18 protein-coding genes and 1 pseudogene are annotated in these 22,391 nt (G+C 66.3%); 12 read left to right on the forward strand and 7 right to left on the reverse strand.

Annotation, left to right across the window (positions count from 1 at the left end):
• Positions 1 to 118: 118 nt before the first annotated feature.
• On the reverse strand, positions 119 to 832 hold the full coding sequence (locus tag CHB73_RS07000) for a hypothetical protein (RefSeq protein WP_143337331.1): 714 nt from the start codon (positions 830 to 832) through the stop codon (positions 119 to 121).
• Between the two features lie 161 nt (positions 833 to 993).
• Here CHB73_RS07000 and queA point away from each other — a divergent pair, with 161 nt between their 5' ends.
• The 6 genes and pseudogenes from queA to aroE all read left to right on the forward strand — a co-directional run bounded on the left by queA (position 994) and on the right by aroE (position 5,842).
• Positions 994 to 2,133 carry a tRNA preQ1(34) S-adenosylmethionine ribosyltransferase-isomerase QueA gene (gene queA / locus CHB73_RS07005; protein ID WP_089273543.1) on the forward strand — a complete coding sequence of 380 codons (1,140 nt, stop codon included), beginning with the start codon at positions 994 to 996 and terminating at the stop codon, positions 2,131 to 2,133.
• A 55-nt stretch (positions 2,134 to 2,188) separates the two neighbouring features.
• Positions 2,189 to 2,422, forward strand: coding sequence for a 4Fe-4S binding protein (locus CHB73_RS07010; protein WP_089273545.1), 234 nt, complete (start codon positions 2,189 to 2,191; stop codon positions 2,420 to 2,422).
• A 10-nt stretch (positions 2,423 to 2,432) separates the two neighbouring features.
• A complete protein-coding gene (locus tag CHB73_RS07015) occupies positions 2,433 to 3,515 on the forward strand; it encodes a 3-methyl-2-oxobutanoate dehydrogenase subunit VorB (protein WP_089273547.1) in 1,083 nt (360 codons plus the stop codon).
• Position 3,516: 1 nt separating this feature from the next.
• The gene (locus CHB73_RS07020; RefSeq protein ID WP_089273549.1) at positions 3,517 to 4,344 is read left to right on the forward strand and encodes a thiamine pyrophosphate-dependent enzyme; all 828 of its coding nucleotides are present in this window, start codon (positions 3,517 to 3,519) and stop codon (positions 4,342 to 4,344) included.
• A pseudogene (locus tag CHB73_RS07025) lies at positions 4,344 to 4,877 on the forward strand (2-oxoacid:acceptor oxidoreductase family protein); the annotation flags it as partial. The gene CHB73_RS07020 and the pseudogene CHB73_RS07025, both read left to right, overlap by 1 nt.
• A gap of 122 nt (positions 4,878 to 4,999) precedes the next feature.
• Entirely contained in the window at positions 5,000 to 5,842 is an 843-nt protein-coding gene (gene aroE / locus CHB73_RS07030) for a shikimate dehydrogenase (protein WP_089273553.1), read from the forward strand.
• A 94-nt stretch (positions 5,843 to 5,936) separates the two neighbouring features.
• Here the strand turns inward: aroE and CHB73_RS07035 are convergent, their stop codons facing one another.
• Complete coding sequence (locus tag CHB73_RS07035) at positions 5,937 to 9,032, reverse strand: hypothetical protein (RefSeq protein ID WP_235641542.1); 3,096 nt, start codon at positions 9,030 to 9,032, stop codon at positions 5,937 to 5,939.
• Positions 9,033 to 9,280: 248 nt separating this feature from the next.
• Here CHB73_RS07035 and CHB73_RS07040 point away from each other — a divergent pair, with 248 nt between their 5' ends.
• Entirely contained in the window at positions 9,281 to 9,523 is a 243-nt protein-coding gene (locus CHB73_RS07040) for a Bbp19 family protein (protein WP_089273555.1), read from the forward strand.
• A gap of 46 nt (positions 9,524 to 9,569) precedes the next feature.
• On the opposite strand, the gene CHB73_RS07045 is transcribed toward CHB73_RS07040, so the two are convergent.
• A complete protein-coding gene (locus tag CHB73_RS07045; protein WP_089273557.1) occupies positions 9,570 to 9,794 on the reverse strand; it encodes a hypothetical protein in 225 nt (74 codons plus the stop codon).
• Between the two features lie 316 nt (positions 9,795 to 10,110).
• On the opposite strand from CHB73_RS07045, the gene CHB73_RS07050 reads away from it, so the two are divergent.
• Together CHB73_RS07050 and CHB73_RS07055 are read left to right on the forward strand one after the other, a co-directional pair.
• Positions 10,111 to 10,473: a hypothetical protein gene (locus CHB73_RS07050; protein WP_089273559.1), complete on the forward strand. Its 363-nt coding sequence runs from the start codon at positions 10,111 to 10,113 to the stop codon at positions 10,471 to 10,473.
• A 156-nt stretch (positions 10,474 to 10,629) separates the two neighbouring features.
• The gene (locus tag CHB73_RS07055) at positions 10,630 to 11,508 is read left to right on the forward strand and encodes a hypothetical protein (protein ID WP_235641543.1); all 879 of its coding nucleotides are present in this window, start codon (positions 10,630 to 10,632) and stop codon (positions 11,506 to 11,508) included.
• Positions 11,509 to 11,791: 283 nt separating this feature from the next.
• Here CHB73_RS07055 and CHB73_RS07060 read toward each other — a convergent pair whose 3' ends face one another.
• The 4 genes from CHB73_RS07060 to CHB73_RS07075 form a co-directional block, all read right to left on the reverse strand.
• Positions 11,792 to 12,478 (reverse strand): 3'-5' exonuclease, encoded by a 687-nt coding sequence (locus CHB73_RS07060; RefSeq protein ID WP_235641544.1) that lies wholly within the window; start codon positions 12,476 to 12,478, stop codon positions 11,792 to 11,794.
• A complete protein-coding gene (locus CHB73_RS07065) occupies positions 12,471 to 14,072 on the reverse strand; it encodes a peptide chain release factor 3 (protein ID WP_089273563.1) in 1,602 nt (533 codons plus the stop codon). Before CHB73_RS07065 ends, CHB73_RS07060 begins: the two co-directional genes overlap by 8 nt.
• 228 nt (positions 14,073 to 14,300) lie before the next feature.
• A complete protein-coding gene (locus tag CHB73_RS07070; protein ID WP_218819368.1) occupies positions 14,301 to 15,626 on the reverse strand; it encodes an L-lactate MFS transporter in 1,326 nt (441 codons plus the stop codon).
• A 172-nt stretch (positions 15,627 to 15,798) separates the two neighbouring features.
• Entirely contained in the window at positions 15,799 to 16,692 is an 894-nt protein-coding gene (locus tag CHB73_RS07075) for a hypothetical protein (RefSeq protein ID WP_089273565.1), read from the reverse strand.
• A gap of 461 nt (positions 16,693 to 17,153) precedes the next feature.
• Between CHB73_RS07075 and CHB73_RS07080 the strand changes: the two genes are divergently transcribed.
• From CHB73_RS07080 to CHB73_RS07090, 3 genes are all read left to right on the forward strand, one after another.
• Positions 17,154 to 19,820: a glycosyltransferase gene (locus CHB73_RS07080; RefSeq protein WP_089273567.1), complete on the forward strand. Its 2,667-nt coding sequence runs from the start codon at positions 17,154 to 17,156 to the stop codon at positions 19,818 to 19,820.
• 281 nt (positions 19,821 to 20,101) lie between these two features.
• The gene (locus tag CHB73_RS07085; protein ID WP_179216943.1) at positions 20,102 to 21,880 is read left to right on the forward strand and encodes a methyl-accepting chemotaxis protein; all 1,779 of its coding nucleotides are present in this window, start codon (positions 20,102 to 20,104) and stop codon (positions 21,878 to 21,880) included.
• Between the two features lie 14 nt (positions 21,881 to 21,894).
• On the forward strand, positions 21,895 to 22,386 hold the full coding sequence (locus CHB73_RS07090) for a chemotaxis protein CheW (RefSeq protein WP_089273569.1): 492 nt from the start codon (positions 21,895 to 21,897) through the stop codon (positions 22,384 to 22,386).
• Positions 22,387 to 22,391: the final 5 nt, after the last annotated feature.

Genomic DNA, 22,391 nt, shown 5'->3' on the forward strand with positions numbered 1-22,391 from the left:
AGACCGCTGTGGGCCATGTTCGGCATGGTGTATACAATTCCGGCGCAAAGCTCAACGCGGGGCGCTGCGGACGGGCGCGGACACAGGCCCGGGCGGGACTGGAAAGCGGCGCGTCGCCTCAGCCCTGGCGCGCTGCGGCACGGCGCAACAGCGCCTCCAGCCGGTCGCGGTCTTCGCGCAGACGGCGCAGCTCCACCTCCTGGGCAGCCAGCCTGGCCTTGAGGTCGGCGACATCGCTGGTGAGGGTGAGGCTGATTTCTTCGACCACGGCCAGCTTGGGCTCCGTGAGCGACAGGCGTTGCATGACCTTGGCGAGCTGCGCGCTCACATCGGCCTGGTCGCGGCGGGCCATGCGCTTGAGGTTGCGGGCCAGCAGCACAAAGCCGTTTTTGAGCTTGGTGATGTCGGACTGGTGCGTGTCCAGGCTGGTTTTCTGTTCCGCCAGCTTGTCCAGGGCATCGGCAAACTGGGATACGGATTCGGACAGGGCGCGGGACATGGCGTCGGACAGGGCGCTTGAAAGCACGTCGGCCAGATTGCCGGGCAGCTCATGGGCGGCGGCAGGCAGGGCAATGGGGTCCATGGCGGGGCCGACCTCAATGGTGCGCGGGTATTCGCTGCGCAAAATTTCCTCTATTTCCGAGGTGATGCGTCCGTCTGCATACAGGTCGGCGATGCGCTGGAAGATCTGCTCGGAGGCTTCAGGGTAGCGGGTCATGCGGCCCATGCGTCGGCCGGAGAGGAAATCCTTGAACAGCGCCGCGTACCGGCGGGCCGTGGGCGCAGGGATGCCGGTGCGCTTGGCGATATCGCTCAATGCCAGGAGTTCCATGGACCGTGCATACCAGGATCAGGCCGAAGATCAAGGAAAAACAGCCCAGAACCGGCGAATTGGCAGCGATCGCCGCTCGCGCATCATGCAATCACCAGGCAAAAGCCAGCAACAGGGGGGGGGCTTGCCATTGGCACAGGATTGGATACCATCACCACACAATGCGCCATGACACGACCCCCCGCGACGAATCGGACGTTCCCGAGCCCTTTCGCCTGAGCAGCTATGTCTACGAACTGCCCGAGGACAGGATCGCCCGCCGCCCGGCGGAGCGCCGGGACGGATCGCGCCTGCTGTACCTGGACCGCTCTGCCCCGGCGGCGGACCCCAGACAGTTTGCCGAACTGCCGGAGCTCCTTGCCGCCAAGTACCCGCAGGGCGGACTTCTGGTGGCCAACAATTCCCGCGTGTTTCCGGCGCGGGTGTTCGGCCGCAGGGCCACGGGCGGGCGCGTGGAGCTGCTGCTCCTGACCCCTTTGCCGCTGCTTCACGTGAAACCATTGCCGGACGGCCGCCTTTGCGCCGAGGCCGAAGGGCTGGTGCGCACGGCCAAGCGCATGAAAGAGGGCGAGGCGGCGCAGTTTGAAGCGCCGCAAGGCATGGAATTTCAGGTGGTTCTGCTGCAGCGCGGGGAGTATGGGCGCTGCCTGCTGCGCCTGGAGTGGCGCGGCGGAATTGAGGCGATACTCAATGAAATCGGCCACATGCCTTTGCCGCCCTATCTGGAGCGCGAAGACGACGCCGCAGATCGCGAGCGCTACCAGACCACCTACGCCGCAGCGGCCAAGGCGGGCAGCGTGGCCGCGCCCACGGCCGGGCTGCACTTCACGCCAGAGGTGCGCGCGCGCCTGGCGCAGCGGGGCTTCCGCTGGGCCGAGGTGACGCTCTACGTGGGGTACGGCACCTTCAGCCCGGTGCGCGCGGCCGACATCCGCCAGCACAAGATGCACAGCGAATATGTGGAGGTGCCGGACGAGACAGCGGCGACCATCCGCGACGCCAAGGCCTCCGGCCTGCCCGTCATCGCCGTGGGCACCACCAGCGCGCGCAGCCTGGAGGGCATGTTCGCCGCGCGCGGGAGCGTGGAGGCCTTCAGCGGCGAAACGGACATCTACATCCGGCCGGGCGGCGTGTTCAACGTGGTGGACGCGTTGCTGACCAATTTCCATTTGCCAGAATCCAGCCTCCTGATTATGGTTTCGACCCTGGCGGGCCGAGAGCGCATCATGGCCGCCTATGCTGTGGCGCTTGCCCGGGGCTTCCGCTTTTTTTCCTACGGCGACGCCATGCTCATTGTGTGAGCGAGAATCAAAAAAGCCGCGCAGGCCAGGGCTCGCGTGGCGAAAGGGGTGTCCAATGTCCCGCATCACGGTATCCGAGGAGCGCTGCAAGGGTTGCCTGCTGTGCACCCAGGTCTGCCCGGCGGAGATCATCCGGCAGAGCGAGCGCATCAACCAGCACGGCTACAAGGTGGCTGAAGTCCCGGCCGAGGACATGGCCAAATGCACCGGGTGCGCGTCCTGCGCCACCATCTGCCCGGACGTGGCCATAGAGGTCTGGCGCGGCAAGAAGCCGAAAAAGGCAGCCTAGGAGGCGCGGCATGGCAGACAAGAAGGAACGTCTCTTCGTCAAGGGCAACGAGGCCATCGCCATGGGCGCGCTGGCCGCTGGCTGCCGCTGCTTTTTCGGCTATCCCATCACGCCGCAGAACGACATTCCGGAGTTCATGAGCAAGGCCATCGTCGAGGCCGGGGGCGAGTTCGTCCAGGCCGAAAGCGAGGTCGCCGCGGCCAACATGCTCCTTGGCGCTGGCGCCTGCGGCATCCGCGCCATGACCAGCTCCTCCAGCCCGGGCATGAGCCTCAAGCAGGAGGCCATCAGCTACATGGCGGGCAGCGAGGTTCCGGCGGTCATCGTGAACATGAACCGTGGCGGCCCGGGCCTGGGCGACATCGGCCCCAGCCAGGGCGACTACTTCCAGGCCACGCGCGGGGGCGGGCACGGCGACTACCGGCTGCTGGTCCTTGCCCCCTCCAGCGCGCAGGAAGCCTACGACATGACCTTCAATGCCTTTGACCTGGCCTTCGCCTCGCGCAATCCCGTGCTCATCCTGGGCGACGCCATCATCGGCCAGATGAAGGAGCCCATCACCCCGCGCGAGCCCAAGACGGTGGATCCCAACGAGGGCGCGGACTGGCGGCTCATCGGCGCGCCGGTGTCCGGCCCGCAGGCGCGCGACCACCGCATCGTCAAGTCGCTGTTCCTCATGGACGGCGAGTTGGCCGGACAGAACAAAAAGCTGCAGGCCAAGTACGAGGCCTGGAAGAAGCTGGTGGATTTCGAGACCTTCGAGGTCAAGGACGCCGAACTTGTTGTCGTGGCCTACGGGTCCATCGGGCGCATCGCCAAGAACGCCGTGCGCTCCCTGCGGGCCAAGGGCAAGAAGGTGGGGCTGTTCCGCCCCAAGACCGTGTTCCCCTTCCCGGAAAAGGCCCTGGAGAAGCTGGCCAAGGAAGGCAAGCGCTTCCTGACCATCGAGCACAACCTGGGCCAGATGGTGGAGGACGTGCGCCTGTCCGTGCGCAAGTACGCCGACTCCGACCTGTTCTGCGTGTACCCCGGCAACATGCCCAGCCCGGACGACTTCGTGGCGCCCATTCTGCGCGCCCTGGGGAGGAAATAGCATGAAGACCGCACAAGCCCCGGCGCGGACGAACGAGCACGGCGAAGAACTCGTCTTCACCCGGCCCGCGTCCATGGTGGACCGCGCCACCCACTACTGCCCCGGCTGCCACCACGGCATCGCCCACAGGCTGGCGGCAGAGCTCATCGACGAGATGGGCCTGCAGGAGAACACCATCGCGGTGGCCTCCATCGGCTGTTCGGTGTTTTTGTACAACTACATCAACGTCGATTCCGTGGAGGCTCCGCACGGCCGCGCCCCGGCCGTGGCCACCGGCGTCAAGCGCGCCCGGCCCGACAAGTTCGTCTTCACCTACCAGGGCGATGGCGACCTGGCCTCCATCGGCATGGCCGAGATCGTCCACGCGGCCAACCGTGGCGAGCGCATGAGCGTCATCTTCGTCAACAACACGGTGTACGGCATGACCGGCGGGCAGATGGCCCCAACCACGCTCATCGGGCAGAAAACCACCACCTGTCCCGGCGGCCGCTGCAAGGACCGCGAGGGCGCGCCCATCCGCATGAGCGAGATCGTCGCCCAGCTGGGCGGCGTGGCTTTCTGCGCGCGCGGCAGCCTGGATTCGGTCAAGAACATCCGGCAGGCCAAGAAGTTCATGCGCCGCGCCTTCGAGGTGCAGGCCAAGGGCCAGGGCTTCGGCTTCGTGGAGCTTCTCTCCGGCTGCCCCACCAATTGGCGCATGACGCCGCTGGCGGCCAACAAGCGCATCGCCGAGGAAATGATCCCCTACTTCCCGCTGGGCGTGTACCGGGACGTCGAGTCCGACGGCACCTGCGGGCCTATCGCCACCGGCGATGCGGGAGGCAAGTAATGAAGCGCTCCATCGATGTCATCATGGCCGGTTTCGGCGGGCAGGGCGTGCTGTTGATCGGCAACCTGCTGGCCTACGCGGGCATGAAGGAGAAGCTCAACGTCACCTACATCCCGGTCTACGGGGTGGAGATGCGCGGCGGCACCGCCAATTGCACGGTGGTCCTCTCCGAGGAGGAGATCGGCTCGCCCATCATCAACACGCCCAAAAGCCTCATCATCATGAACCGGCCCAGCCTGGACAAGTTCCAGGCCCGGTTGGCCGACGGCGGGCTGCAAGTGGTCAATTCCAGCCTGGTGGACCCGGAGCTTGTGGACACAAGCGGCCGCATCCGCACCGTGCTTGTGCCCGCAAACGAGCTGGCCGAGAAGGTGGGCAACGCCCGGGCCGTGAACACCATCATGCTCGGAGCCTACGTGGCCGCCACCGGCGTGGTGCAGCTGGCCACCGTGGAGCAGAGCCTGGCCGCGGTCATGGCCGCCAAGATCGTGCCGCTCAACGTCACGGCGCTGCGCACCGGGGCGCAGTACGCCCTGGAGCAGCTCAAAGCCCAGGCTCCGAACGGGAAGGCGGCGGCGAAAAAGAGCGCCCCAAAAAAGTCGGCCAAGCCGGTCGCCAAGTCGGCGGCCAAGCCGACAGGGAAGAAGTAGCCCGCGTGAACCCGAACCAGAACACGAAGCCGCAGGGCCAGTACGGCATCATCGGCTGGCCCCTGGGGCACAGCAAGAGCCCGCTCTTGCACAACTGGGGCCTCAAGGAATGCGGCCTGCCCGGCGTGTACGTCCCCTGGCCCACGGAACCGGCCAAGCTCAAAGCCTTTGTGGCCGAGGCCCGCGCCCGCAAGATCCGTGGGGTGAGCGTCACCATTCCGCACAAGCAGGCGGTGATTCCCTTCCTGGACGGGGTCACCGATCGGGCCAAGGCCGTTGGCGCGGTGAATACCCTGTTCTGGCGCGAAGGCAGGCTTTTGGGCGACAACACCGACGTGGCCGGCATCGTGGCCCCGCTGGCCCCGCACAGGGAGGCGCTGGCAAGCGCGCTGGTGTTGGGCGCGGGCGGGGCGGCGCGCGCCGCCTGCTTCGCCTTGAAGGAGCTTGGCGTTGCCGACCTCGCCGTGAGCAACCGCACACAGGCCAAGGCCGAGGCCCTGGCCAGGGACTTCGGCATTGGGGCTGTGCCCTGGGAAGCGCGCACGGCGCGGGCCTGGACGCTTATCGTCAATGCCACGCCCCTTGGCTTGAAGGGCGGCGACGAGGACGCGAGCCCCTGGCCGCAGGACGGCTTCGGCGGGGTCTCGCTGGTGTTCGACATGGTGTACAACCCCGTGCGCACCCGACTCATCCAGGACGCCCAGGCCGCGGGCGTGGCCTGCATCTCTGGCCTGAACATGTTCCTGCACCAGGGTCTGGCGCAGTTTGAGCTGTGGACCGGCAGGAAGCTTGACGAGAAGCGCGCCCGGCAGTTGCTCATGGCCGACATGACCCTGACCGGCGCATAGCGAACCGCAACAGACTCCAACAACAAGGGCGGCCGCGAAATCGGCCGCCCTTGTTTCGAACGCCAGGTCGGCCCTTGAAAAAACGCGTGCGGAACTATGCCGCTTCCGGTGCGGGGGGAGACTCGGGAACCTTGAGTTCAAGCTGCGCGGCCAGGCTCTGGATGTCCTCCAGATACGTGCGGCTGGTGTCCAGGTAGAAGGCCAGGGCCGGGGCGAAGTTCTTGCCCACAAGGCCGTCCAGGAACAGCTGGCTGATCTCGCGTTCGCGCAGCAGCACGTACTGGGAGAGCAGGAAGACCTTGCGCTCCTCCACGCTCATGTCCTGCAGCAAGCCGGTCAAAACCGCGCGCGCGCGCGGTTGGTACATCCAGAAGTACTGCAAGTCCAGTGCGTTGACGATGATGATGTTCTCCAGCCCCTTATGCTCGTAGCTCATGGTGAGCATGAACTGCTTGGGCGACTCAAGCAGGGCCAGCACGTCCTCCTGCGGGAAAAGAAGCTCCAGCTGCTGGAAGGTGTCGAAGAGCTGGTTCAGCTTGGTGCGGTAGTCCCAGGCGCGCAACCGCGCGGCCTGGGCGCGGTCCACAAGTCCCTCTATGAACCCGGCGACGCAGTCGCTGGCGAACTTGGAAATGACGGCGGCCCAGGGCTCCACCATCTGGGCGGCGTCGGCGTGGCCGGATGCGCGCAGCACCAGCACAATGGCGTCGCTGTAGGCCAGGGCCAGTGGAATGGACAACACCGAGCGGAACAGGTTGCCGAAGGCCGAGCCCCTGGGCAGTCCGCGCAGGATGTTGTGGCTCATGATGTAGAGTCCGTTGGCCAGGGCCATGACGGAGTACAGCAGCAGCGGGCTGGTGGCCAGCGTGATGTCCAGGGCGCGGTTCAGCAACAGCGTCTTGATCAGGTAGTCCAGCAGGGGCACCGAGAACCCCGTGTACAAGAGCGAGTCCGCGAGCCTGTCCCAGCTGACCAGGTCGTTCCAGCGCAAGAGCGAGGAGCGCCAGATGCCGCCGGTGGCCAGCACCATTTGGATGATGTTGCGCAGCCCGGTGATGCCGAACCAGATGAAGGCCCCGAAAACGGCCAGCACCCACCAGTCCTTGGTAAGCCCGAAGGTGAGCGCGGCCGGAATGAACCCGGCAAGGATCTTCAGGCCGATCTTGAGGCTGGAGTTGAGGTAGCGCGGATGCGGCCGTTGCTGCGGCCGTGGCGGCGGCGGGGGATCGACGCCGAGGCCGGACTCGGGCCCGTGTTCGCGTTGCACGCCGCCCAGCAGCCAGACGTTGCCGGGCTGGCCCGGGGTCAGCCGATAGGTTTCCGCCAGCCACTCCACCGTGCGCGGGCAGGTGAACCGCTTCACCGGCGGGAAAAGGGCCCCCAGGACGTGCAGCACGCCGCATTCCGGCACGTGGTCGGTGTCCGGAAGTTCGGTGACGCGCTTGTGCGCCGCGGCCTGCACGTCCAGGCGCCGGCTTTGCGGTTCCGTCGTCCGGAGCAGGCGCGTGCGCGTTCGGCCGGGAAGGGTGTCCGCCACCACCATGCCCATGCCGGGGAGACGGCTTGACTGGCCTGTGGAGTCGGTGCCGATGCAGCAGGCCAGCGGCGTCTTGCGGTAGCAGGCGTGCAGGGTGGAGATATCGTAGAGGATTTCGCCGATCTTGTCGCGCACGGATGCGGAAGGAACGGCCTCCATGATTTCCCGGATGAGCTTCTTGAGCTTGATGACGTTGGAGGTGTTGAGCGCGTCCTGCAGGGCGTGGATGCGCTGGCGGTCGATCTCGCGCCCGAGGACGCGGTCCTTCATGTTCACGATCTCCAGGTGGGTGATGGCCCCCCGGCAGTCGTAGAGGATTTCCAGCACCTCCTCCACGCGCAGATTGCCCAGGCTCAAGGTGATGCGCGCTGCGGGGTGGATGTCCTGCAGGCGGCGCGTCAGCTCCGCGGGCGAAAGGCGGAGCATGGCGGGCGCGTCCGGGTCGTCGGTGGGGATGTCCGGGTTGCGCAGGGCGGGGTTGCGCGCGGGCGCAAGATAGCGGTCGATGATTTCGTCCGTATCCAGTTTGCCCAGGCGTTGGATCTGCTGGCGTATTTCGTTTCGTTCCGGCCCGGCGGCGCTGTCCATCTCGTGCCGCAGCTGCGCCGTCTGCCGCTGCAAAAGCGGCAGCAGGGCATCGTGGATGAACTTGCCCAGGTGTTGCAGCGAAGCCTGGCCAGAGCCCACGAAGCGGGTGAAGTCGTCCCGCGACAGGGGGGGCAGGTCCAGGCCGTGCTCCCGGTTCAAGGCCGGGCGGTGCGCCTCGTTGAAGCGGTCGAACACCTTGGACACGTATGCCTGGTGGTACAGCGAGACCTTCCGGGACTCGGCCAGAAAGGCCTGGGTGGCGGGCTGGGCCAGGAAGTCGAGGAACTCCGTGGGTGCATCGAAGCCGCCCGGCGCCCAGATGAGCTTCAGGAAGCGGCTGCGCAGGCGCGGATTGAGCTCGATGCCGATGCGCACCTTGAGTCCCAGGATGCGCGCGGCTTCCAGAAGCTCGGCCGCGGCCTGCCGGGTGACGTGGTTGTAGTAGACCACGGTGAGGCTCTTGATGCCCTTGATCCAGGCGTCGAGCACAAGGTGCGTGGCGGATTTGCGACCCTTGGTGTTGGCGTCGTGCACATGGTCGTCAAAGGCGATCTGGCTTTGGTCTTCCGGCATTTCCAGCAGGTGGTAGCGCGCCAGGTGTCTGCGGATGACGCGCGGCTTGCCGGAGCAGGCCTCGCGAAAGTCGCGGGCGAACATGAGCTGGGTGGGCGTGTCCCCGTGGGCGCGGACCATGTCCTTCATGAGCTGCACCAGCACGCGGCCCGTGTTGGTGCGCAGGCCGTCCTGGGCGGAGCCCAGCACCTCGGCGTGCAGGCCGCGAAGGGCGGACAGGCGGTCCTCGGCCTTGCCCGTTTCCAGCGATCCCAGCAGGTGCACCACGGCATAGGCGATGCGCAGGCCGCGCGTGGCCGCCATTTCCTTGATGCCGTGCGGGTGCATGTAGGGGGCCAGCAGCTTCTTGTGGCTGGGCGCGTCCTCGCGCTCCACCACATCGCACACGATGCGCAGAAGGTCGTAATCCTTGCGGTCGAAATAGGCGCGTCCGGGCCGGGCCTGGTCAAAACCGAAGCCGGGCGAATCGCATGTGTGTTCTTTCAGCCCCATGTGCGCCCCTTGCGGGTTCGCGTGTGTCCAAAGTGGCAAACACAGCGAACGTGAGAGAATTCACAATCTCCGCGGATTATGGAAAAGTCAAGCCGGTAAGGCGGGTTTTGTCATGCGCGGGTCGGCCGAACTGCACCTTGCTCCACTGTGTCAAGTGGGGAAAAACGTCCTTTTCACGGCCAAAAACCGGGAAAAAGCGTCCTGAGCGCGACGACCGTGCTATGCTCGCGCACAAAAGGAGGAGTTCCATGCACCACGAAGGAGAGCTTCTTGCCGCGTGCTATCATGAGGTCTTTGGCGGCCAGGCCGGGCGCAGCGTTCTGGAGGATCTGCAAGCCCGCGCCTTTCACCGGGACAGCAGCTTCAGCCCGGACCCGCAGCGTGCGGCGTTCAACGAAGGACGCCGCAGCCTGCTGCTGCATGTCCTGCGGATGCTCGACGGGCCGCCTTCGGCCCGGGCCCGCGCACAGCAGGGGCTTGGCGAGGCATAAAAAAAGGGGGGCCGAAGCCCCCCCTTCAATCCTGATTCCAGAAGCCTTAGGGCTTCTTCTCCTCGGCCGGGGCGGCCGGGGCGGCGGCGGCGTCAGCGGCCGGGGCGGCAGCGCCGTCAGCGGGCTTGGCCTCGGCGGGAGCGGCCGGAGCGGCGGGAGCCGGGGCGGCGGCGGCGGGCTCGGCGGGCTTCTCTTCGGCCTTCTTCTCACCGCAAGCGGAAACGCCGAAAGCCAGGGCAGCGACGATCATGACAGCAAACAGCTTTTTCATGGACTCTTCCTCTCTATTTGTGGTGGTTCGACACAGAACAGAAATTCCGTCCCCCGTGGACTCCCCCGGGGAGTCCTTGCCCAAGGTCCGCCTGTTGCCGTACGCGGGCCCGAGGTCCGGGAGCGGGGAGACGCAATGCTTCCGTGCACGGCACACCCGCGCACGGCGTCACACCTCTCCCTCACGCCGCACTCATTATACCCGTTGCGTGCGGTTGGCAACAGGAAAAAGGACGTCTTTTCAATCTGGACAGAACGCCATCAGACCAAGTCTGGCGGGGGTTTTGCGTCAATTCAAACAGCATGGAGAGGAGAGCATGGCCATTTGCCTGTCGCAACACGCACATCCTGCGCTGAAAAGCCTTGCGCGACTGCCGCGCCTACGGTTCTTCGAATTGCGCGATCACCATGAAGCCTACGGCGCCGGGGCCTGGGCAGAGCATCCGGACTGCATGGAGCTGCACCTGGAGCTGTTCCGCTTCGGCCCGGCCACGGTGCGGACCATGCGTGCGGATCTCGCAGAGTTCAAGGCCATGGCCCTGGCCTTGGGCAAGCGGCGCATCGTGGGGCTGCGGACCGAGGACGGCATGGCGGTGGACTCCCGCTGGCCCAGGTTCACCAAGCTCTTCGGCTTTACCGGCCAGCGCGTCTTCCAGGCCGCAGAACTCGAGCTGGATTGACGGTCCGTCAAGAGGGAAAAGATGTCTTTTGCGCCGCCAAGAACGGGGCATTTTCATCCAACAGGAAAAGCAGGGCCTATACTTGCGCCAGCCCCACCCGGCGGGCGCTGGGCCGCGCCGGGGCGAAGGCGAAACCACAAGCGCAAGGAGACCATCATGCCTGATGCCCGTATCGAAGAGAGAAGCCGTTCCATGCCGAACCCCGCACTGGCCGCCATGGACGCGGATTGGCGCGAGACCCTGCCCGAGGAGTGGACGGCTCCGGGCCGCGACCTGGCAGGAAAAGAAATCCAGATTCCCCTGCGCAGGCATCCTGCCTTGGCGAAATACGCCAGTAAAAACGAGGCCATCAAGGCGCTGGTGCACGCGCAGCGGCTGCTTGGCAAAAAAGGCGAGGGCGAATCCTCCCTGCTCGGCCTGGCCAAAGACCGGGCGCAGCCTCCCGCCAGCCCGGCCGACTACGACCTGCCCCAATTGGACATGCCCGAGGACTTCCGCATCGACGAGGCCTTGCGCGACGCCTTTCTGGAAAAGGCCCACGAGCTTGGCCTTACCGGCGACCAGGTGGCGGGCCTGTACGCCTGGTTCCTGCCGCTCAACGTCCAGGCCCTGCTGGAACGCCATGAACAAGACAACGACGAGCGCCTGCGCCAGCGCGAAAGCCAGCTCGCCGCCCTGCGCAAGGTGCACGGCGGCGCTGCCCAATCCGTGCTGGGGGCCGCCCGAAAGGCTGTCCTCGCCCTTGGCGGCGGTGAACTCATGGAACGGCTGGAGGCCTGCGGCGCAGCCGACGACGCCCGTGTGGTCCAGGCCTTCGCCCGCGTGGCTCCGCTGGTGAGCGAGACCGGAAAGCGCGCGCGCGACGCCGCCCCCGCGCAGGGCCTTACCCCGCAGCGCCTGCGCGAAATGCTGCGCGACCCGCGCTACCACGATCCCTCGCGCCGCGATCCGGACTTTGTGCGGCAGGTGAGCGAGGGCTTCGACGCCCTGTATCCGGGAACCCGCGGCCAGGAAGGCAGACGCGAAGGCATGTAGGCTCAAGCATCACGCTGGAAAAGAAGGAACCAGGGGCGCCGCCCCTGGAACCCCGCCGGGGGGCTACGCGCCCCCCGGAGCCCCTGCGCATCGTGGCGCGTCCCGCGGGCAAAAGCCCGCGGGACGCGCCACGTGAGCATGGCTCCAAGGACGAGAGCCTCTTCGGCACAGCGTCTAGAGTTCCTGTCTTTTTTGGGCCCCAAACCTCTCCCCGCCGGAACCCTCCACAAAGGGATTTCAGAGGGCCCGCGGCCCTTTGGCGGGGGTGCAGGGGCGGCGCGAGCTACTGCCTGGAGGGGGGATCCCGGTCGATCATGCCCATGTCCGCGAATTTGAGGTACAGTTCGCGGCTGATCCAGGCATCGGTGGCGGCGTAGACGATCTGCTTGGTGGAGAGCGCCTCGCGTGCCCAGTTGGAGCATTGCGCGCCCTTGCTGATGCGCACGCCCAGCAGGTTGGCCGAGAGGTTGCGCAGGCCGTGGGTGGCCATGCCCAGGCGTTTGGCCACCTCGCCCAGGTCCACGAAGCCGCGCTCGGTGAACTCGAAGTGTTCTTTGAGTCCTTTGAGGTCGTCGCGCACGGACACGCCGCTTTTGACGATGTGGCGCGAGGCCAGCAGCTCGGTGAGCACGGCCTTGTCGGCGAGCTTGGGGAGCTGGAAGATGTAGACATCGCGGCTTCCGGCGAGTTGCAGCAGGGCGGGGGGCGGCACCTGCCCCTTCTTGAAGATGGGCCGGGTCTCGGTGTCGAAGCCCAGCAGTTCTTCCTGGTGCAGCACATGCATGGCCTGGTGCAGTTGCCGGTCGCACTCCACCAGGATGATCTTGCCCACGAAGGCGGTAAGGGGGAGCAAGCCGATTTCTTCGGTGGTGAAGGCCCGCTTGTGCTCTTCGGGCATTTCGGCCCCATCGGCGATGGGGGCCAGATGCGAGAGGTCCTGGGGGGGCTTTTTGGGTGCGCGCCTATTCATGTTCGCGGGTGGTGTTGAAGCGTACATCGGGCCATTTCTCCTGGGTGTCCTCCAGCCGCCATTGGCTGGGGGCGAGGTAGGCCAGGTTGTCCTCCGCGTCTTTGGCGAGGGAGGAGTGCATGGCCCGTTCGAAGTCGGCCAGCGTGCGCTTGTCCTCGCAGGAGACGAAGCGCGCGCAGGTGTATTGGACGGGTTCGTACAGGGCGTCCACGCCATACTCGTCCTTGAGCCGGGCCATGATGACATCGAACTGGAGCACGCCCACCGCACCCAGGATGTAGTCATTGCCCATGAGCGGCCGGAACACCTGCACGGCGCCTTCCTCCGCCAGCTGGGCAAGCCCTTTCTGCAGCTGCTTGGCCTTGAGCGGGCTTTTGAGGATGACGCGGCGGAAGTGCTCCGGGGCGAAGCTGGGGATGCCGGTGAACTTCAGCGGCTCCTTTTCGGTGAAGGTGTCGCCGATCTTGATGGTGCCGTGGTTGTGCAGGCCGATGATGTCGCCGGGCCAGGCCTCGTCCACGTTGCTTCTGTCCTGGGCCATGAAGATGGTGGCGTTGGCGATGGTGACGTCTTTGCCGATGCGGTGGTGCCGAAGCTTCATGCCGCGGGTGAAGCGCCCGGAACAGATGCGCAGGAAGGCGATGCGGTCGCGGTGGGCCGGGTCCATGTTCGCCTGGATCTTGAACACCACGCCGGAGAACTCTGGTTCGGTGGGCGCCACCTCTCGGGTGGTGGCGGTGCGGGGCCTGGGGGCCGGGGCCAGGTCAACGAAGGCGTTCAGAAGCTCCTGCACGCCGAAGTTGTTGATGGCGCTTCCGAAGAACACCGGGGTCTGTTTGCCCGCCAGGTAGCGTTCGCGGTCAAAGGGGTAGCCCGCTCCCTCCACCAGCTCCATGTCGCGGCGCAGGTCGTCGGCCTGGGTGCCCAGCAGCTCGTCCAACCTGGGATCGTCCAGGCCCTTGATGACGATGCCTTCCTGGATCTTGCCGCCGTGGGTGGCGGAGAAGAGGTGCAGCTGGTTCTTGAGGATGTTCCAGGTGCCCTTGAAACCCTTGCCCATGCCCACGGGCCAGGTCATGGCCGCGCACTCTATGCCCAGGCTCTCCTCGATGTCGGACAAAAGGTCCAGGGGCTCGCGGCCCTCGCGGTCCATCTTGTTGATGAAGGTGATGATGGGCGTGTCGCGCAGGCGGCACACGTCCATGAGCTTGCGCGTTTGCGTCTCCACGCCCTTGGCCGAGTCGATGACCATGACGGCGGAGTCCACGGCGGTGAGCACGCGGTAGGTGTCCTCGGAGAAGTCCTGGTGGCCCGGGGTGTCCAGCAGGTTCACGGCGAAGTCCTGGTACTCGAACTGCATCACCGAGCTGGTGACGGAGATGCCGCGCTCCCGCTCCATGGCCATCCAGTCGCTGGTGGCGTAGCGGGCGGCCTTGCGCGCCTTCACCGTGCCCGCCATCTGGATGGCGCCGCCGTAGAGGAGCAGCTTTTCGGTCAGTGTCGTCTTGCCCGCGTCCGGGTGGCTGATGATGCCGAAGGTGCGGCGTCGGCCCGCCTCGCGGGCGAGATCCTTGAGAAATTGAGGGTCGGTCACTGGCGCTCCAAAAAAGATGCGGCAAGGCGGGGTGCCAGCCTGGCCGCGTGAAAAATCGGCGCACTTTCCCCCAGATGCGGGCAAAGGTCAAGTGGGCCGGGCGGCCAACCGGAGCTTGGCCCGTCCCAGGCCGCCTCCGGCCCGGTGATCGGGCAGGTCCGGCGGCCATGGGGCGGCCTGTGTTATGGCGTGGCCGATGCGGCCGGGCGGAACGAGTGGTTCGTCACGTCATGCCTTGGTCTGCTCCGGTCGCCTGGTGCAGAGGGTCAGTCCCGCTGCCGCCAGCATCAGCCCGGCGGCGATGTGGCAGGCCAGGGCGTAGCTGCCTGTGGCGTCGGCGATGCGCCCGGCCAGAAGCGGCCCGAACACGCCGCCCACGCCCCAGGCCGTGAACAGGAGGCCGTAGTTCAGCCCGAAGCCGCGCGCGCCCCAGTAGTCGGACACAGTGGCCGGAAACAGCGCCAGGCAGGCCCCGTAGCTGAAGCCCACCACCGCGCTGGCCGCGAAGAACCCGGCCTGGCCCTGCACCGTGGGCAGCACCAGCATGGCCGCCGCTTGGGCCAGGCACACCAGCATGAGGGTGCGCATACGGCCCAGCCTGTCGGAGAGCATTCCCGCCAGCAGGCGGCCCAGAGCGTTGAACACGGCCATGGAGGCCACGAAGAGGAAGCCCGTCTGCACCAGCCCGCCGCTTTGCACGGCCACGATGCGCGCCAGATGCCCGATGACCATGAGCCCGGCCAGGGCGGCGAAAGCGTATTCGGCATAGAGCAGGAAGAAGGCGCGGGAGCGCAGCATGGCGCGCCAGTCGCCGCTTGGGGCGGCCGCCCGGGCGGTTTGGCCCGGGGAACGCCCCGCGGGCGGGTTCACGATGCGGCTGGCCAGGGCCAAGGCCGCCACGGTGAAGGCCGCGCCGAGGATCAGGAAGGAGCGGCCGACCCCGTGGCCTTCCAGCAGGTGCCGGGCCAGGGGCGCGATATACACCGGGGCCAGGCCGAACCCGCTGACCACCAGTCCGGTGATGAGCCCCTTTTTCTCCGGCGGAAACCATTTGATGGCCGCTGGCGTGGCCGCCGCATAGCCCAGGCCGAAACCAGACCCGGCCATGAGCCCGAAGCCGAGCAAGAGCGGCCAGAACACCCCCGGCTGCGCCAGCCCGGCCACCATGAGCCCGGCCCCCGTGAGCAGCGCCCCGGCCATGGCCACCGCGCGCGGCCCGAAGCGGTCCTGCATCCGGCCCGCCGGAACCATCACCAGCGCGAACAGGGCGATGGCCAGCATGTACGGCAGGCTGGCCTCGGTCTTGCTGAGGCCCAGCCCGCCCGCGCCCACCGGTTCGGTGAGCGCCTTGGCGAACACGCTCCAGGCGTACAGCACGCCAAGGGCAAGGTTCAGCCCCAGGCCGCAGAACGCCACCGCCCAGCCCCTGCCCGCGTCCATGGACGCAACGGCCGTCGCATCGGCAAGTACGCCAGCAGGCGTGTTTGCGCAGGCCTCCGCCTCGGCCGTGCAGGCGTGGGGGCGCCCACTCCGGTCCGGTTCCTGATACTCCATCACCATGTCCCTCCTCAGCGTGTCGCGTGTCCCGGCGTGTGGGTGCGCCGCGCGGATGCGGAATCCGTCGCGCGGGCTCCGGGGCTCCTACCCCATGCGTGGGGGGGGGTGGCGGGGGAATCGGTGAAAGGCGCGAAATCGGCTGGCGAGCGGCGGGGGCGTGGGGCGGGGGTCAGCCCGCGCCAAGCAGTCGGCGCATCCCTGGCCCGCGTTCGGCCGGGGGCATACGCAACAAGGCCCGCAGCAGGTCCTGGGCAAAGGCGCACAGGGTGTCCGGGGCGATGGTCCCGGCGTGCTCCGGCTCGGCCAGGGCCTCGAACAGCGCGGCCACCTCGCGCGGGGAGCCGTAGGCGGCCTGAAACTCGGACAGGTTTTCGGCGAACATGTCGGCCAGCGCGGCATCGGTCTTTTCCGGCAATGGCGCGGCCCTGGGCCGCAGGGAGCTTGAGGCCAGCACCAGGGCCAGGGCGCTCTCCAGAGTCTTGCGCGCACCGCCGGGGAGCCGCTCCAGGGCATTGCGGGTAAGCGGACCGCCCGTGGCCGACGCCGGGTGCAAAAGCCCCTGGCAGAGCAGGGCGTCGGTCTCCCGCAGGGTGGTGAGACAGTCCAGCAGGGCCTGGGCCAGCCGTGCGGCGGCCTCGTCGGACGCGTTGGGCAGCCGCGCGAAGGACGCGGCCAGGGCCTCGCCCAGGGCCTCGGCGCGCAGGCGCTGCTCCACCTGGGCGGCCTCGTTGTCCGTCGCGGCGGCAAGCGCCTGGACCAGCCGTGCGCGCAGGGCGTCGGCGCGTTCGGGGTCGGCCTGCGCCAAGGCCCGCAGCAGGCCGTCGGTGCGAAACACGTCAGCGGCGCGCGCGGAGGCTTCTGCCCGGCGCGAGGCCGCGATCCGTTCGGCCAACGGTCCGTGGGCCAGGTAGCCCCCGGCCGCGCCCACAAGCAGAAAGGCGGCCACGGCGAGCAGCGCACGCCGCCCCCGCACGAAGCGCGTGCGCCCCCACCAGGCAACGCCCAGTCCGGCCAGGGCCGCAAGAACCGCCAGCCCCGCCCATGGCAGGAACGAGGAACCCATATCCGCCTCCTGTCAATGCTCTTGCCTTATTTCCGCCAGAGAGGGAAGCGCGCGGGTGCCTGCCCGCCAGGGAGGACGGACGCGCACCGCCGTTTGTGCGCAAAATTTACTCACAAGAAAATGCGTGCTCGTGTAACTTTTTTAAAATCACCTGTGATTCTTTGGTGTTCCAAAGTGGCATGGGCCTTGCTTTAAACGGTGCAGGCGCGTTGCTGCGGGTGCCGAACAGGCTCTTGTGCGCACGGATGGTACACTTTTGCCGTAAGGGGCACGCCGGTTTCGACCGGGCCTGTTGCCTGAAAAAAACGGAAGGCGTAACGGGGTGCCCCGCATCAATTTGGCGCTGTGTGAAGCGGCCGTTGGCCGCTGTTTTTATGGGGTGGGGACAGGGTGTTCTCCGGGCCGCCGCGGCGGCGCAAACGTTCAACTGATGATCGACGCCAACCTGGAGTGGGCGGGCTATGCGCAAGAACGCACTCATCGTGCTCATCGTGTTCGCTGTCAATCTGGGCCTGTGGGCCTGGTTCAACCGTCCCGCGGAGCAGCAGCTTGACTTCACCGGACAGGTGAAGGCCGTGTCCTTCAGCCCCTACCGGGCCGACCAGGACCCGCTGGTCAACAAGTTCCCCACCGCCCAGCAGATCGAGGAGGACATCGTCTTCCTCAAGGGCAAGGCCGGGGCCATCCGCACCTACTCCTCCATGGACGGCATGGAGCAGATCCCCGCACTGGCCGACAAGCACGGAATGCCCGTCATCGCGGGCGCCTGGCTGGACAAGCGCATGAAGCGCAACGAGACCGAAATGGCCGGGCTCATCAAGAACCTGCACGAGCACAAGAACGTCACCCGCGCCATCGTGGGCAACGAATCCATCCTGCGCGGGGACTTCAAGCCCGCGGCGCTGGCAGAATACATCCGCCGCGTGAAGGAGGCCGCCCCCCATGTCCAGGTGAGCACCGCCGAGCCCTGGCACGTGTGGATCAACAATCCCGAGCTGGCCGACAGCGTGGACTTCATCGCCATCCACATCCTGCCCTACTGGGAGCGCGTGCCCGAGGAAAAGGCCATAGAGTGGAGTATGCACCGCTACAACCAGGTGGTGAAGCGCTTCCCGAACAAGCACGTGCTTGTGGCCGAAATCGGCTGGCCGTCGAACGGCGAGCGCTGGGGCAAGGCCAAGGCCTCCATCGCCAACGAGGCCAAGTTCCTGCGCCAGTTCATGAACCTCGCCGTGCAACAGAACATCGACTACTGCGTCATGGAGGCCTTCGACCAGCCCTGGAAGCGCCCGCTTGAGGGCGTGGTGGGCGCGCACTGGGGCATTTGGACCGTGGACCGGGAGAACAAGATCCCCCTTGTCGGCCCCATCCTGGAGGACAGCCTCTGGCCCGTGCAGTGGGGCCTTTCCCTGCTCAGCCTCATTCCCATCGGCTTTTTCCTGTACAAGCGCAAGGACCAGCCCTTCCAGGGCAGGCTCTTCTTCTGCCTGCTCATGCAGACCGTGGTCAGCTCCATGGTCTGGATCGTCTTCACGCCCATCACCGTGGAGTTTCTGCCCGCCGAGACCGCTGCCTGGGCCATTCTGCTGCCCATGCAGATCGGTTTGCTCGCCGTGGTGCTCATCAACGGCTTCGAGATGAGCGAGATGCTGTGGCCTGAAGGCCTGAAGCGCCGCTTCTTCCCCCTGCGCCACGACGCCGACGAGGGCCTGCGCAAGGTGTCCATCCACTTGGCCTGCTGCAAGGAGCCGCCGGCCATGGTCGTGGAGACCCTGAACAGCCTGGCCGCCCTGGACTACCCGGACTTCGAGGTGCTGGTGGTGGACAACAACACCCACGACCCCGCCCTGTGGAAGCCCCTTGAGGAGCACTGCGCCAAGCTCGGTCCCCGCTTCCGCTTCTTCCACCTGGAGGAATGGCCGGGCTACAAGGCGGGCGCGCTCAACTTCGCCCTCAAGAACACCGCCCCGGACGCCCGCATCATCGCCGTGGTGGACTCCGACTACCAGGTGAAGCCCGGCTGGCTCCGGTCCCTCACCCCGTACTTCGACAAGCCGGACGTGGCCATCGTGCAGTCGCCCCAGGACCACCGCGCCTGGGAAGGCGAGCCCTACAAGACCGTGTGCGCCTGGGAGTACGACGGCTTCTTCCGCATCGGCATGGTCCACAGGAACGAGCGCAACGCCATCATCCAGCACGGCACCATGACCATGATCCGCAAGGCCGTCATGGACGAGGTGGGCGGCTGGGGCGAGTGGTGCATCTGCGAGGACGCGGAGCTTGGCCTGCGCGTGTTCGAGCGCGGCTACCAGGCCGTGTACGTGCCCGAAAGCTTCGGCCAGGGCCTCACCCCGGACACCTACGCCGGCTTCAAGAGCCAGCGCTTCCGCTGGGCCTACGGCGCGGTGCAGATCCTCAAGCGCCACTGGCGCCAGCTCATGCCCTGGAACAAGACCACCGGCCTGGACAACGGCCAGAAGTACCACTTCCTCGCGGGCTGGCTGCCCTGGTTCGCCGACGCCACCCAGATCGCCGTGCTCGTGGTGAGCCTGGTCTGGAGCCTGGGGATGCTGGCCCTGCCGCGCTACTTCGGCACGCCGCTCAGCATCTTCCTTCTGCCGCCCCTGGGCGCGTTCCTGTTCAAGCTGTTCCACTTCATGTGGCTCTACAAAACCCGCGTGAAATGCGGCCTGTGGGAGCGCATCGGCGCGGCCGTGGCAGGCCTGGCCCTCACCCATACCATCGCCAAGGCCATTTTCCAGGGCCTTACCACCAAGAACAAGCCCTTCCTGCGCACGCCCAAGTGCGAGGAAAGAAGCGCCGTGGTGCGCGGCCTCATGATGGCCCGCGAGGAACTCTTCGTGCTCGCCGCCCTGTGGGTGGCCGCGGGCGGCGTCATCGCCCGCTACGGCACCGAGAACCCGGACATCGTCACCTGGGCCGTGATCCTTGTGGTGCAGAGCGCGCCCTACCTGGCCGCCCTGTGTCTGTCGCTTTTGTCCGTCATGCCCAACCTCATCCCGGCCATTGCCCGCAAGGCCGCGCCCCAGTGCGGGTGCGAGCTGGCTCCGGCAGCGGCGCAGGCAGCGGGGCTGGCCTCCATCGCCAAGGACCGCGTCAAGAACTGATTCCGGTATCCTCATTCGCAAACACAACACGGGCCAGGGGCGCAACGCCTCTGGCCCGTGTTGTGTTGTGTTTGCACTCCGTGCAAGTGGGCAGTTACCCCTCCCCGGGTTGCGCGCCCCTGTATTCATTTTTTATACATCCCTCTTAAGAGAAGGCGGCATTTCGCCGAATCTGTATTGACAAAGGCTGCAATTTGTAGTCATTACGTTGCTGATATACGTAGTTTTTTTTGCGGTAAAGGCCCCCCCTCTACAACGCTCTACCCCCCATGGAGACGGCAATGAGCAAGCTCAAGACCATGACGAAACTGGTTGGACTCGCATGTATCCTCTCGTTCATGACGGCGGCCCTTGCGCTTTATGCCCTAAGCGGCCTGGGTAAGTTGGCCGATGACGTGGATTTACTGTACTCGAAGGATCTCAAGGGCCTGGACTTGGCCCGCGATATTAATATCAGGGCCTTGCGCCTCATCCGCGACGAAAAGAATCTGATCATCGCCGACAATCAGGAGGATCTGGCCAAGGCCCTGGCTTCCGCAGAGCCCCAGGCCGCCGCCCTCAAGAAGAACCTGGAAGAGATCGACGGCTTTTTCTATCTGCCCGAGGGCAAGGCCCGCCTGATGAAGGCGAAGGCTGCCGTTGAGGACTGGTACAGCGCCCACAATGAGGTCATGAAGTTGGGCAACACCACTGACGCGGCCCAGAGCAGGAAGGCCCAGGAGCTCTCCAACGGCGAGGCCCGTGTCAAGGCGGCAGTGGTGACGAAGCTGCTGGACGATCTGGTGGAGTCGAAGGCCGCCACGGCGAAGTGGACCGCCGAAGAAAGCGCCACGGCGTACGCCAATACGCGGACGGTGGCCATCATCGCCACGCTGGTCTCGATTCTTTTGGGCGTGGGCATAGGTGTTGTCGTTGCGCGCGACACCCTGAAGCAGCTCGGTGACGAGCCCGGCTCCATCTCCACGCTCGCGCTCCGCATCGCCGGGGGCGACCTGGGGGTGCAGTTCGACCCCGGACGGGCGGAAATCGGCGTGTTCGGCGCCATGAAGCAGATGGTCGCCACCCTTAAAGGTAAAATCGCCGAGGCTGAGCAGAAGAGCGCTGAGGCCGCCGAACAGGCCAGACTCGCGGCCATCGCCACTGATGAGGCCCACGAGGCAAAGGCCAAGGCCGAGCGGGCCAAGGCCGAGGGGATGCTCCAGGCCGCCCGGCAGCTTGAGGGCGTAGTCGAGGTGGTGACCTCCGCTTCCGAGGAGCTCTCCGCCCAGATCGAACAATCCAGCCGAGGAGCCGAGGAGCAATCCCAGCGCGTTTCCGAGACCGCCACCGCCATGGAAGAAATGAACGCCACAGTGCTTGAGGTGGCCAAGAACGCCCAGCAGGCGGCGGAGACATCCGACTCGGCGCGCAAGCAGGCGCAGGAAGGGTCCTCCATCGTGGGCAACGTGGTCAGGGGCATCGGCGAGGTGCGCGACCAGTCCCACGCGCTGAAGGCTGATATGGCCAATCTCGGCAAGCAGGCCGAGGCCATCGGGCAGATCATGAACGTCATCTCCGACATCGCCGATCAGACCAACCTGCTTGCGCTCAATGCCGCGATCGAGGCGGCCCGGGCGGGCGACGCGGGCCGAGGCTTCGCCGTGGTGGCCGACGAGGTGCGCAAGCTGGCGGAAAAGACCATGACTGCGACCAAGGAAGTTGGGGAAGCCATCCGCGGCATCCAGGACGGCACCCGCAAGAACATGGAGAACGTTGATCGCTCCGCCGCCACCATAGAGCAGGCCACCGAACTCGCCAGCAGCTCCGGCCAGTCGTTGAAGCAGATTGTGGCCTTGGTGGACAACTCCAGCGACCAGGTGCGCTCCATCGCCACGGCCAGCGAGCAGCAGTCCGCCGCAAGCGAGGAGATCAACCGCAGCGTGGAGCAGGTGGCGACCATCAGCGCGGAGACCGCCCAGGCTATGGGTCAGGCCAACCAGGCAGTGAGCGAGCTGGCCAGGCAGGCCCAGGTGCTGCAGACCCTCATCAACGACATGAAGGCCCAGGGCGCGGCGGCCTAAAGCGGAGGTGCGATATGGAAGAAAAGACCCAAGGTTTCGGGGAAACGCTCCTGCAACTCGTCACGTTCAATATCGGGGACGAGGAGTTCGGCGTCGACATCCTGCGCGTGCAGGAGATCATTCGCTCCATGGATATCACCCGAGTCCCCCAGTCGCCGGCGTTCGTGGACGGGGTCATCAACCTGCGGGGCAAGGTCATTCCCATCATCAGCCTCAGGCGGCGTTTCGGTGTGGATGTCAAAGCCGTGGACAAGCAGACCCGGATTATTGTCGTCGAAATCGTCGGCATGGTGGTGGGCTTCGTGGTGGATGGCGTGTCCGAGGTGCTGCGCATCGACGCCGCCACCGTGGAACCGCCCCCGGCCATCGTGTCGGGCGTTGATGCGGAATACATCAAAGGCGTCGGCAAGCTGGACGACAGGCTGCTTATCCTGCTTGATCTGAACACGCTGCTGTCCGAAGAGGAGCACGGCAGCCTCGGGGCGTCCTGCCAGGCTGCGGCATAGGCGGA

Origin of the sequence: Humidesulfovibrio mexicanus (assembly GCF_900188225.1) — a bacterium.
Taxonomy (GTDB): Bacteria; Desulfobacterota; Desulfovibrionia; order Desulfovibrionales; family Desulfovibrionaceae; genus Humidesulfovibrio; species Humidesulfovibrio mexicanus.

What these genes read in the sequence shown, in the direction of transcription:
- CHB73_RS07070 (WP_218819368.1), bottom strand. Translation starts at nt 15,626, where the DNA reads ATGGAGTATCAGGAACCGGACCGGAGTGGGCGCCCCCACGCCTGCACG.
- CHB73_RS07060 (WP_235641544.1), bottom strand. Translation starts at nt 12,478, where the DNA reads ATGAATAGGCGCGCACCCAAAAAGCCCCCCCAGGACCTCTCGCATCTG.
- CHB73_RS07075 (WP_089273565.1), bottom strand. Translation starts at nt 16,692, where the DNA reads ATGGGTTCCTCGTTCCTGCCATGGGCGGGGCTGGCGGTTCTTGCGGCC.
- CHB73_RS07040 (WP_089273555.1), top strand. Translation starts at nt 9,281, where the DNA reads ATGCACCACGAAGGAGAGCTTCTTGCCGCGTGCTATCATGAGGTCTTT.
- CHB73_RS07035 (WP_235641542.1), bottom strand. Translation starts at nt 9,032, where the DNA reads ATGGGGCTGAAAGAACACACATGCGATTCGCCCGGCTTCGGTTTTGAC.
- CHB73_RS07090 (WP_089273569.1), top strand. Translation starts at nt 21,895, where the DNA reads ATGGAAGAAAAGACCCAAGGTTTCGGGGAAACGCTCCTGCAACTCGTC.
- CHB73_RS07020 (WP_089273549.1), top strand. Translation starts at nt 3,517, where the DNA reads ATGAAGACCGCACAAGCCCCGGCGCGGACGAACGAGCACGGCGAAGAA.
- queA (WP_089273543.1), top strand. Translation starts at nt 994, where the DNA reads ATGCGCCATGACACGACCCCCCGCGACGAATCGGACGTTCCCGAGCCC.
- CHB73_RS07080 (WP_089273567.1), top strand. Translation starts at nt 17,154, where the DNA reads ATGCGCAAGAACGCACTCATCGTGCTCATCGTGTTCGCTGTCAATCTG.
- CHB73_RS07015 (WP_089273547.1), top strand. Translation starts at nt 2,433, where the DNA reads ATGGCAGACAAGAAGGAACGTCTCTTCGTCAAGGGCAACGAGGCCATC.
- CHB73_RS07085 (WP_179216943.1), top strand. Translation starts at nt 20,102, where the DNA reads ATGAGCAAGCTCAAGACCATGACGAAACTGGTTGGACTCGCATGTATC.
- CHB73_RS07045 (WP_089273557.1), bottom strand. Translation starts at nt 9,794, where the DNA reads ATGAAAAAGCTGTTTGCTGTCATGATCGTCGCTGCCCTGGCTTTCGGC.
- CHB73_RS07000 (WP_143337331.1), bottom strand. Translation starts at nt 832, where the DNA reads ATGGAACTCCTGGCATTGAGCGATATCGCCAAGCGCACCGGCATCCCT.
- CHB73_RS07010 (WP_089273545.1), top strand. Translation starts at nt 2,189, where the DNA reads ATGTCCCGCATCACGGTATCCGAGGAGCGCTGCAAGGGTTGCCTGCTG.
- CHB73_RS07055 (WP_235641543.1), top strand. Translation starts at nt 10,630, where the DNA reads ATGCCTGATGCCCGTATCGAAGAGAGAAGCCGTTCCATGCCGAACCCC.
- CHB73_RS07050 (WP_089273559.1), top strand. Translation starts at nt 10,111, where the DNA reads ATGGCCATTTGCCTGTCGCAACACGCACATCCTGCGCTGAAAAGCCTT.